Here is a 9,997-nt window from a genome sequence, read left to right as displayed (position 1 = left end):
GCCCGAAGCGCATGCGGCGAAGCCGCGAGTCTCGGGCGCTGAACAGCGGGACCATCGGGGGCCTCGACCCCGCCCCGCCGGAGGCGGGGCCATGTCACAGCCCATACTATTGGGCGCGTGAGTACCGTCTACGACTGCGCCGATCCCGACTCGCGCGCCGCCGGCCTGGCCGCGGCTACCAGTGCTCTGAGATCGGGGCGGTTGGTCGTAGTGCCCACCGATACGGTGTACGGTCTGGCTGCCGACGCGTTCGATTCCGCTGCGGTCGCGTCATTGCTTGCGGCCAAGGGCCGGGGGCGGGATATGCCGGTGCCGGTGCTGGTGGGTTCGTGGAACACGATCGACGGACTGGTGTTCTCGGTGCGGCCGCAGGCTCGTGAGCTGATCCGGGCGTTCTGGCCCGGGGGGCTGAGTATCGTTGTGCAGCAGGCTCCTTCGCTGTCCTGGGATCTCGGTGAGGCGCGTGGCACGGTGATGCTGCGGATGCCGTTGCATCCGGTGGCGCTGGAATTGTTGCAGGAGGTCGGTCCGCTGGCGGTGTCCAGTGCCAATATTTCCGGTAAGCCCGCGGCCGAGAATGTGTCGCAGGCGCGGGAGCAGCTCGGCACCCAGGTGGGTGTATTCCTGGACGGCGGTCCGGCCCAGCACGCGAAGCCGTCCACCATTGTCGATCTCACCGCTGATCAGCCGCGGATCCTGCGTGCGGGCGCGGTGCCGACCGAGGCGGTCGCCGAAGTGCTGGGAGTCACCGCCGAGTCGTTGATCGGGTCCGTCGCGCGGTGAATGTAGCGGTGTCGATGAGGGTACGGGCGGTATCCCCGGCCGCGGGGTGGTGGTCGGCGCGATGACCGGTTACGGTGCGGTCGTCCCGCTACGCGAGCTCCTGCTGGTGTTGCTGATCTCGGCGGTGGTGACCTTTCTGGCCACCGGCGGGATCCGGACGCTGGCCATCGGGTTCGGCGCGGTGGCCATTCCGCGCGACCGCGATGTGCACGTGAAGCCGATCCCGCGAATGGGCGGGGTGGGTATGTACATCGGCGTGGTGGCGGCCGTTTTGTTCGCTCATCAGTTGCCGGCGCTGCGCCGCGGCTTCGATTACCGGCCCGATATCGCCGCCGTGCTGGTCGCGGCGACGATCATCGTCGGGGTCGGGATCGTGGACGATCGGTGGGGCCTGGACGCGCTCACCAAGTTCGCCGGTCAGGTCACTGCCGCCGGGGTGATGGCGGTGATGGGCCTGGGCTGGTACCTGATCTACGACCCGTTCAACAACAGCACCGTCGTCCTCGACGGATTGCAGGGTGGCCTGGTCACCGTCGCGGTCGCGGTGACCCTGATCAATGCCATGAACTTCGTCGACGGCCTGGACGGCCTGGCCGCCGGCCTGGGCCTGATCGCTTCGTTCGCGGTGTTCGCTTTCGCGGTCGGCCTGCTCACCGAACAGGGCGGTTCGGTGGACAGCTATCCGCCCGCCCTGCTGGCCGCTGCCATGGCCGGTGCCTGCCTCGGGTTCCTGCCGCATAATTTCTCGCCGGCCCGGATCTTCATGGGTGATTCGGGATCCATGCTGATCGGGTTGGTGCTGGCCGCGGTGTCGACCAGTGCGTCCGGCCGGATCCCGCTGCAGGGTTACGGGCCGCGCGATATCGTCGGCCTGCTCTCGCCGTTGCTGCTGGTCGGCGCGGTGATGTTCATTCCGGTGCTGGATCTGCTGCTCGCGATCGTGCGCCGGGTGCGCGCCGGGGTCAGTTTCTCCACGCCCGACAAGATGCATCTGCACCACCGGCTGCTGCAGATCGGGCATTCGCAGCGCCGGGTGGTGCTGGTGATCTATCTGTGGGTCGGCATCCTTGCGTTCGGTGCGGTCGGCACCTCGGTGATGGACCGCCGGGTGGTGGTGCTGATGATGGCCGCCGGCCTCCTGTTCGCGCTGGTCGTGACCGCTGTTCCGGGGTTGTGGCGGCGGCAGGCCCGCCGGGAGGCGGCGGGCTCGGCTTCCGACTCCGGGTAGAGTTCGGACCGTGTCCACGAGTTCCGCCGGCCCCAGCACCCCCGATAGCGCCGATGCCCCGCTCCGCGCGGCGTTGCGCTATGGACTGATCGGTCTGGTTGTTTTGACGGTGCTGGCGGCGGCCATCGCGACAGCGCTGGCCGGAACCGCGGGACTGTGGGGCGCGCTGCTGGGTGCCGCGATCGGTGGGGGTTTCATCCTGACCACGGCGGTGGTCGTGCTGCTCGGCGCGAAACTCCCGCCGTCCACCGCCGGGCTGATCATGCTGGTCAGCTGGGTCGGAAAGCTGCTGGTGGCGCTGATCGTGGTCGCCGTTCTGCAACGATTCGAGTTCTACGACCGGGTGGCGCTGTTCCTGACCGTCGTGGGGGCCCTGGTCATCGTTCTGGGGGCCGAAACTTACGGTGTATTGCGACAGAAAGTTCCCTATGTAACCGTCCCCGAGCAGGGCGGAAAAGAGGATCCCGGCCAGGGCTGACCAGGGTCTACGACAATTTGTCGTAGATTACATCGCCCCCGCTACACGTTGTCGTAGTTCTCTTGGTAAAGTGTTGGTAAGCAAGCGACTAAGCCAGGGGTGCCGACCCGGCAAGACCAGCTACCGCTATGCTACTGCCGTGCCGTGCTCGTAAAGGGTTCGGTTCTGCATGTCGACGATGTCGCCGACACACGTACAGACGCCAGCGCGGATCGCCGCTACAGCTGCTGACGACCTCGAGCCGACCTCAGTCGACCCACATTGATCGTCAATGTCCGATCGAACCGCGGGAGCGAAAACTTCCCGCGGCCCGAACACGGGAGAGAACGCTGAGCGTCACTACCTTGGCCGCGGAGTTTCACGCGCCGTCGCTAACCGACTTCTTCCCTCCGGCGGTGCTGTTCGAAGGGACCCCCTTCGAACTCGATCGGCTGATGCTGGTCCGGCTCGTGATGACCGCTGTCCTGATCGCATTCCTGTTCCTGGCGTTCCGGACTCCGCGAATCGTGCCGAAACGACTGCAGAACGTCGGCGAAATGGGCCTGGTCTTCGTCAAGGAGCAGATCTGTGACGAGATCCTCGGCAAGGAAAACGGCCGCAAGTTCTTCCCGTTGATCGCGACGATCTTCTTCACCGTCCTGTTCCTGAACTTTTCGGGTGTGATCCCCGGTCTGAACATCTCGTCGAACGCGCGTATCGGCATGCCGCTGGTACTGGCCGTGATCGCGTATATCGCGTTCAACTATGTGGGCATCAAGAAGTACGGCTTCTTCACCTATATGCGCAGCAGCATCGTCGTTCCGAATGTTCCGCCGGCCATGCACGTGCTGCTCATTCCGATCGAGTTCATCTCGACCTTCGTGCTGCGGCCCTTCACGCTGACCGTCCGACTCATGGCCAATATGCTCGCCGGTCACATCATGTTGGTGCTGTTCTTCAGCGCGACCCAGTTCTTCCTCTTCGACGCGGACGCCTGGATGAAGGTGTTCTCGCCTTTCTCGCTGCTGGGCGGGCTCGCATTCACGCTGTTCGAGCTACTGGTCATCTTCCTGCAGGCCTATGTGTTCGCGTTGCTGACCGCCGTGTACATCAGCCTTGCCCAGCACGCCGACGAACACTGACCGACCGGAACAACCGATAAGGACCTGCTGCACCACGCCGTCCGGCGGGTGAGCAACAGAAAGGGAATGGAAGACTCATGAGCCTCTCGTACCTGGCCCAGGAAGCTGCCACCAACGAATCCACGCTGAAGGGCCTCGGCGCTGTCGGCTACGGCCTGGCCGCCATCGGCCCCGGCATCGGCGTCGGTATCGTCGTCGGTAAGGCGATCGAGGGTATTGCCCGCCAGCCCGAGCTTTCCGGCACCATCCGGACCAACATGTTCCTCGGCATCGCGTTCACCGAAGCCCTGGCGCTGATCGGTCTCGTCGCCGGCTTCATCTTCTGATTCCGATGAACGAGTTCATTCTGCTCGCAGCGGCTGAGGGAGAGGATGTGAATCCTCTCATCCCCGCGACGTACGACATCGTCTGGTCGGCGGTCTGCGTGGCGATTATCGCCTTCGTGGTCTACAAATACGCCGTTCCGCGCCTGATGAAGGTGCTGGACGAGCGCGCCGACAAGATCGAGGGTGGCATCGATCGGGCCGAGGCCGCGCAGGCCGAAGCCCAGGAGACGCTGCAGCAGTACCAGAAGCAGCTGGCCGACGCACGTCTGGAAGCCGCGAAGATCCGCGAAGACGCCCGCACCCAGGGTCAGCAGATCCTCGCCCAGATGAAGGCGGACGCCCAGGCCGAGAGCGACCGTATCGTCGCGGCCGGGCACACCCAGCTGGAAGCCCAGCGCCAGCAGATCCTGACCGAGCTGCGGGCCGAGGTCGGCCGCACCGCGGTGGACCTGGCCGAGAAGATCATCGGGCAGTCGGTATCGGACGAGGCCAAACAGGCCGCGACGATCGAGCGATTCCTCGACGAGATCGACCGTTCGGACGCCGGTATCGGGGTCGGAAGGTAACGACGGAGGAGTGAAAACCATGTACGCAGCGAGCCGTGAGGCCAGCTCCCGGTCCAAGGAGGCGCTTCGGGCCGCGCTGACCGGAAGCAACGGTGTTGCGGCCACGACGGGGTCCGAACTGTTCGCCGTTGTCGACGTACTGGACGACCAGCGTCCGCTGCGTGTGGCGCTCGCGGACGTATCGGTGCCCGGTTCGGTCCGCGCCGAACTCAGCGAGCGGGTCTTCGGGAGCCAGGTCAGCGCTGCCACTCAGGCGGTGCTGACCACTGCGGTCGCCCAGGACTGGTCGCGTGCCCGGGACCTGGTCGACACTCTGGTGCTGCTCGGTCAGCTGGCCTACCTGGAATCGGCCTCCGAGAAGGGCCGGTTGACCGCCGTCGAGGACGAACTGTTCCGCTTCGGCCGGATCATCGCCGACAACCCGGAGCTGGAACAGGCCCTGTCCGACCGCGCCGCCTCGGCGGCGGCCAAACGGGAACTGCTCGAGCGGCTGCTGTCCGGTAAGTCCGAGTCCATCACCAGGGCTCTCGCCGAACAGATGGTGACCAGGCAGCGTGCCGGGATCGGTGTGGCCTTCGACGAACTGTCCGACCTGGCCGCGGCCCGGCGCGAACAGATCGTCGCGCACGTCCGGTCGGCGATCGAGCTGACCGACTCCCAGCGTGAACGGCTGGGCGGCGCCCTGGCACGTATCTACAACAAGGCTGTCACCGTGCATGTCGAGGTCGATCCCGAACTGTTGAGCGGGCTCGTCGTGCGCATCGGCGACGATGTGATCGACGGCAGCGCGATCGGCCGACTGGAGCGGTTGCGCCGTTCGCTGACCTAGCGGCGGGGCGCCGGGCACCGGTCCGGCGCGAACCGCTCAACACCCCGACATTCCAGACCAGAGACCGAGAGCAGGAAGAACATGGCGGAGCTGACGATCTCCTCCGACGAGATCCGTAGCGCGATCGAAAGCTACACCCAGAGCTACACCCCGGAAACCTCCATCGAGGAAGTCGGTGTCGTCACCGATACCAGTGACGGCATCGCGCACGTCAGCGGCTTGCCTTCGGCCATGGCCAACGAGCTGCTGGAATTCCCGGGCGGTGTGCTCGGCGTCGCGCTGAACCTCGAGGACCGTGAAATCGGTGCCGTCGTGCTCGGCGAGTACGCCGGCCTCGAAGAGGGCCAGCAGGTGCGCCGCACCGGCGACGTGCTCTCGGTCCCGGTCGGCGACAAGTTCCTCGGCCGCGTCGTGAACCCGCTCGGCCAGCCGATCGACGGCCTGGGCGAGATCGAGGCCGACGAGCGTCGCGTCCTCGAACTGCAGGCCGCCACCGTGCTGGAGCGCCAGCCGGTCGAGGAGCCGATGGCCACCGGTATCACCGCCATCGATGCACTGACCGCCATCGGCCGCGGCCAGCGTCAGCTGGTGATCGGCGACCGCAAGACCGGTAAGACCGCGGTCTGCATCGATACGATCCTGAACCAGAAGGCCAACTGGGAGTCCGGCGATCCGGCCAAGCAGGTGCGCTGCATCTACGTGGCGATCGGCCAGAAGGGCTCCACCATCGCGGGCGTGAAATCGGCCCTCGAGGAGCACGGCGCGCTGGAGTACACCACCATCGTCGCCGCCCCGGCCTCCGATTCCGCCGGCTTCAAGTGGCTGGCTCCCTACACCGGTTCGGCCATCGGCCAGCACTGGATGTACCAGGGCAAGCACGTCCTGATCGTGTTCGACGACCTGACCAAGCAGGCCGAGGCCTACCGCGCCATCTCGCTGCTGCTGCGCCGCCCGCCGGGCCGTGAGGCCTACCCGGGTGACGTCTTCTACCTGCACTCGCGGCTGCTGGAGCGTTGCGCCAAGCTCTCCGACGAGATGGGCGGCGGTTCGATGACCGGTCTGCCGATCATCGAGACCAAGGCCAACGACATCTCGGCCTTCATCCCGACCAACGTCATCTCCATCACCGACGGGCAGGTCTTCCTGGAGTCCGACCTGTTCAACAAGGGCGTCCGCCCGGCGATCAACGTCGGTACCTCGGTCTCTCGTGTCGGTGGTGCCGCGCAGACCAAGGGTATGAAGAAGGTCGCCGGTTCGCTGCGTCTGGAATTGGCGCAGTACCGCGAGCTGGAAGCCTTCTCCGCGTTCGCCTCCGATCTGGACGCCGCGTCACTGGCACAGCTCGAGCGCGGTGCCCGCTGGGTGGAGCTGCTCAAGCAGGACCAGTACACCCCGGTGGCGGTCGAGGATCAGATCGTATCGATCTACCTGGTCGACGCCGGCTACTACGACTCGGTGCCCGTCGGGGACATCCGCCGGTTCAACACCGAGCTGCTCGAGGATCTGCACAGCAATGCCGCTGATGCCTTCAAGAGCATCGCGGGTGGCAAGGTACTCGACGGTGACGCTGCCGAGCAGATCAAGACCGCGACCGACAATTTCAAGCAGGGCTTCCTGGCCTCCGACGGCACCCGCGTGGTGAACGAACCGGGCGCCGACGAACTCGGGCACGAAGAGGTCGAATCGCTGTCGGTCACCCGCAAGCACGTCGAGAAGTAGACCGGGCAAACCATGCGCTGTTTTCCTGTCACGCCGCGAATGAGGGGAGTGTGAACCGATGGCTACCTTGCGCGAGCTGCGCTCCCGTATTCGTGGTATCAACTCGATCAAGAAGATCACCAAGGCCCAGGAGCTGATCGCGACCTCACGCATCTCCAAGGCCCAGGCCCGGGTGGCGGCCGCCAAGCCGTACTCGGAAGAGATCACCAAGGTGGTCGCGGAGCTGGCGAGTGCGTCGAAGAATCTGTCGCACCCGCTACTCACCGAGCGCCCCGACCCGAAGCGTGCCGCGGTACTGGTGATAACCAGCGACAGCGGCCAGTGCGGTGGCTACAACTCCAATGTGCTCAAACGCGCCGAGGAGTTGATGACCACCCTGCGCGACGAGGGCAAGGAACCGGTGCTCTACGTCATGGGCAACAAGGGCCTGACGTACTACACCTTCCGTGATCGCCGGCCGGTCGCCGCATGGACCGGGTTCTCCCAGCAGCCGGCCTATCCGGATGCCTCGGCGGCCTGCAACCACCTGGTGGACAGCTTCATGGCCGGGTCCGCGGGCGAGGTACCGGCACCGGACGGGACCGGTTCGATCGCGGGCGTGGACGAGCTCCATATCGTCTACACCCGGTTCGTGAGCATGCTGTCGCAGACGCCGGAGGTGCGCCGGATGGCGCCGATTCAGATCTCCTTCGTCGACGAGAACTTCGATCTGGGTAAGGACATGCTGTCCGATTCGCCCACGGCCGAAGTAAGCGCACAGTACGAATTCGAGCCCGACGCCGATGTACTGCTGGCGGCGCTGCTGCCCAAGTACCTCAACACGCGGATCTACGCGTCGTTGCTCGACGCAGCGGCATCCGAGCACGCCGCTCGGCGCACCGCAATGAAGGCGGCCACCGATAACGCCAACGAATTGGCGAGTTCCCTGTCTCGCCAGGCCAACTCGTTGCGGCAGGCCAACATCACGCAGGAAATCAGCGAAATCGTCGGCGGCGTGAATGCCCTGGCGGCCAGCTCGGAACGCGACTGAGACGCAGGAAGAGAAACCAGAAATGACCGCAGCTGTTACTCGAGAAGACTCGAGCCGGACCGGCGCCGCCACGGGCCGCGTGGTCCGCGTCATCGGCCCCGTCGTGGACGTCGAATTCCCGCGGGGCTCCATTCCAGACCTGTTCAACGCCCTGGCCGCCGACATCAGCCTGAAGTCGGTCGCCAAGACGCTGACCCTCGAGGTCGCCCAGCACCTCGGTGACAACATCGTGCGCACCATCTCGATGCAGCCCACCGACGGTCTGGTCCGCGGCGCCGAGGTCCGTGACTCCGGTAAGCCGATCTCGGTGCCGGTCGGCGATGTCGTCAAGGGGCATGTTTTCAACGCCCTCGGTGACTGCCTCGACAGCCCCGGCCTCGGCCGCGACGGCGAGCAGTGGGGCATCCACCGCAAGCCGCCGAGCTTCGACCAGCTCGAGGGCAAGACCGAAATCCTCGAGACCGGCGTCAAGGTGCTCGACCTGCTGACCCCGTACGTGAAGGGCGGCAAGATCGGTCTGTTCGGTGGTGCCGGTGTCGGCAAGACCGTGCTGATCCAGGAGATGATCACCCGTATCGCGCGGGAGTTCTCCGGTACCTCGGTGTTCGCCGGCGTCGGTGAGCGCACCCGTGAGGGCACCGATCTGCACTTGGAAATGGAAGAGATGGGCGTCCTCCAGGACACCGCCCTCGTCTTCGGCCAGATGGACGAGCCGCCGGGCACCCGTATGCGCGTCGCTCTGTCGGCGCTGACCATGGCGGAGTACTTCCGCGATGTGAAGCACCAGGACGTGCTGCTGTTCATCGACAACATCTTCCGGTTCACCCAGGCCGGTTCCGAGGTCTCGACCCTGCTGGGCCGGATGCCCTCGGCCGTCGGTTACCAGCCGACCCTGGCCGACGAGATGGGTGAACTGCAGGAGCGGATCACCTCGACCCGCGGCCGGTCGATCACCTCGCTGCAGGCCATCTACGTGCCCGCCGACGACTACACCGACCCGGCCCCGGCGACCACCTTCGCCCACCTGGACGCGACCACCGAGCTCTCCCGCCCGATTTCGCAGAAGGGTATCTACCCCGCCGTCGACCCCCTGACCTCGACCTCTCGTATCCTCGAGGCCTCGATCGTCGGCGACCGGCACTTCGCGGTGGCCAACGAGGTGAAGCGGATCCTGCAGAAGTACAAGGAACTGCAGGACATCATCGCCATCCTCGGTATGGACGAGCTCTCCGAAGAGGACAAGGTCCTCGTCGGCCGGGCCCGCCGACTGGAGAAGTTCCTCGGCCAGAACTTCATCGTGGCCGAGAAGTTCACCGGTCAGCCCGGCTCGGTCGTTCCGCTGGAGCAGACCATCGACGACTTCGACCGGGTCTGCAAGGGCGAATTCGACCACTTCCCGGAGCAGGCGTTCAACAGCTGCGGTGGTCTCGACGATGTCGAGGCGGCCGCGAAGAAGATCGCCGGAAAGTAGTCCTTCATGGCGGATATGTCAGTTGATCTCGTCGCGGTCGAGCGGCGGCTCTGGTCGGGCCGGGCGAGTTTCGTCAGCGCCCAGACCACCGAGGGGCAGATCGGCATCATGCCCGGGCACGAGCCGCTGCTCGGCCAACTGGTCGAGGGCGGCACGGTGACCATCGTCGATACCGACGGCACCCGGATCGTGGCCGCGGTCCACGGCGGCTTCTTCTCGGTCACCGCCGATACGGTGCGGGTCTTGGCGGAGTCCGCCGAGTTCTCCACCGAGGTCGATGTCGCGGCCGCACGTCAGGTGCTGTCCGACGGATCGGCGTCCGCGGAGGCCCAGCTGGCCGCCCAGGGCCGGGTCCGCGCGGTGGAACAGGCCGGCGCGGCGTCCTGATCTCCCACGGGAGCACAACAGAATGATCTCGGCTCCGGCCGGCGACGATCCCTTGTCGC

Annotated in this window: 11 protein-coding genes; all 11 read left to right on the top strand. The window is 65.8% G+C overall.

Annotated features, from left to right (window positions below):
* The first annotated feature begins 117 nt into the window (after positions 1–117).
* Positions 118–783, top strand: a complete 666-nt coding sequence (locus ACLML9_RS25450) for an L-threonylcarbamoyladenylate synthase (protein ID WP_265802358.1) — start codon at positions 118–120, stop codon at positions 781–783.
* A 61-nt stretch (positions 784–844) separates the two neighbouring features.
* Entirely contained in the window at positions 845–2,011 is a 1,167-nt protein-coding gene (locus ACLML9_RS25445; protein ID WP_411947886.1) for an MraY family glycosyltransferase, read from the top strand.
* A 10-nt stretch (positions 2,012–2,021) separates the two neighbouring features.
* A complete protein-coding gene (locus ACLML9_RS25440) occupies positions 2,022–2,489 on the top strand; it encodes a hypothetical protein (RefSeq protein WP_411947885.1) in 468 nt (155 codons plus the stop codon).
* A gap of 395 nt (positions 2,490–2,884) precedes the next feature.
* Entirely contained in the window at positions 2,885–3,610 is a 726-nt protein-coding gene (gene atpB / locus ACLML9_RS25435) for a F0F1 ATP synthase subunit A (RefSeq protein ID WP_030522399.1), read from the top strand.
* 77 nt (positions 3,611–3,687) lie between these two features.
* The gene (locus ACLML9_RS25430) at positions 3,688–3,936 is read left to right on the top strand and encodes an ATP synthase F0 subunit C (protein WP_030522398.1); all 249 of its coding nucleotides are present in this window, start codon (positions 3,688–3,690) and stop codon (positions 3,934–3,936) included.
* Between the two features lie 5 nt (positions 3,937–3,941).
* Positions 3,942–4,502, top strand: a complete 561-nt coding sequence (locus ACLML9_RS25425; RefSeq protein WP_030522397.1) for a F0F1 ATP synthase subunit B — start codon at positions 3,942–3,944, stop codon at positions 4,500–4,502.
* A 19-nt stretch (positions 4,503–4,521) separates the two neighbouring features.
* Entirely contained in the window at positions 4,522–5,331 is an 810-nt protein-coding gene (locus tag ACLML9_RS25420) for a F0F1 ATP synthase subunit delta (protein ID WP_411947884.1), read from the top strand.
* Positions 5,332–5,412: 81 nt separating this feature from the next.
* Complete coding sequence (atpA, locus tag ACLML9_RS25415; protein WP_411947883.1) at positions 5,413–7,050, top strand: F0F1 ATP synthase subunit alpha; 1,638 nt, start codon at positions 5,413–5,415, stop codon at positions 7,048–7,050.
* 58 nt (positions 7,051–7,108) lie between these two features.
* On the top strand, positions 7,109–8,080 hold the full coding sequence (locus ACLML9_RS25410; protein WP_411947882.1) for a F0F1 ATP synthase subunit gamma: 972 nt from the start codon (positions 7,109–7,111) through the stop codon (positions 8,078–8,080).
* A gap of 22 nt (positions 8,081–8,102) precedes the next feature.
* Entirely contained in the window at positions 8,103–9,551 is a 1,449-nt protein-coding gene (gene atpD, locus ACLML9_RS25405; protein ID WP_411947881.1) for a F0F1 ATP synthase subunit beta, read from the top strand.
* A 6-nt stretch (positions 9,552–9,557) separates the two neighbouring features.
* Positions 9,558–9,938: a F0F1 ATP synthase subunit epsilon gene (locus ACLML9_RS25400; RefSeq protein WP_357063916.1), complete on the top strand. Its 381-nt coding sequence runs from the start codon at positions 9,558–9,560 to the stop codon at positions 9,936–9,938.
* The last annotated feature ends 59 nt before the right edge of the window (positions 9,939–9,997 follow it).

It is taken from the genome of Nocardia sp. NPDC002869 (assembly GCF_046764065.1).
Classification (GTDB): Bacteria; Actinomycetota; Actinomycetes; order Mycobacteriales; family Mycobacteriaceae; genus Nocardia; species Nocardia rhamnosiphila.
The sequence above is the reverse complement of the archived record's forward strand: the minus strand, read 5'-3'. Positions and strand labels throughout refer to the sequence as shown.

What these genes read in the sequence shown, in the direction of transcription:
- ACLML9_RS25445 (WP_411947886.1), top strand. Translation starts at nt 845, where the DNA reads ATGACCGGTTACGGTGCGGTCGTCCCGCTACGCGAGCTCCTGCTGGTG.
- ACLML9_RS25430 (WP_030522398.1), top strand. Translation starts at nt 3,688, where the DNA reads ATGAGCCTCTCGTACCTGGCCCAGGAAGCTGCCACCAACGAATCCACG.
- ACLML9_RS25425 (WP_030522397.1), top strand. Translation starts at nt 3,942, where the DNA reads ATGAACGAGTTCATTCTGCTCGCAGCGGCTGAGGGAGAGGATGTGAAT.
- ACLML9_RS25420 (WP_411947884.1), top strand. Translation starts at nt 4,522, where the DNA reads ATGTACGCAGCGAGCCGTGAGGCCAGCTCCCGGTCCAAGGAGGCGCTT.
- atpA (WP_411947883.1), top strand. Translation starts at nt 5,413, where the DNA reads ATGGCGGAGCTGACGATCTCCTCCGACGAGATCCGTAGCGCGATCGAA.
- ACLML9_RS25410 (WP_411947882.1), top strand. Translation starts at nt 7,109, where the DNA reads ATGGCTACCTTGCGCGAGCTGCGCTCCCGTATTCGTGGTATCAACTCG.
- atpD (WP_411947881.1), top strand. Translation starts at nt 8,103, where the DNA reads ATGACCGCAGCTGTTACTCGAGAAGACTCGAGCCGGACCGGCGCCGCC.
- ACLML9_RS25400 (WP_357063916.1), top strand. Translation starts at nt 9,558, where the DNA reads ATGGCGGATATGTCAGTTGATCTCGTCGCGGTCGAGCGGCGGCTCTGG.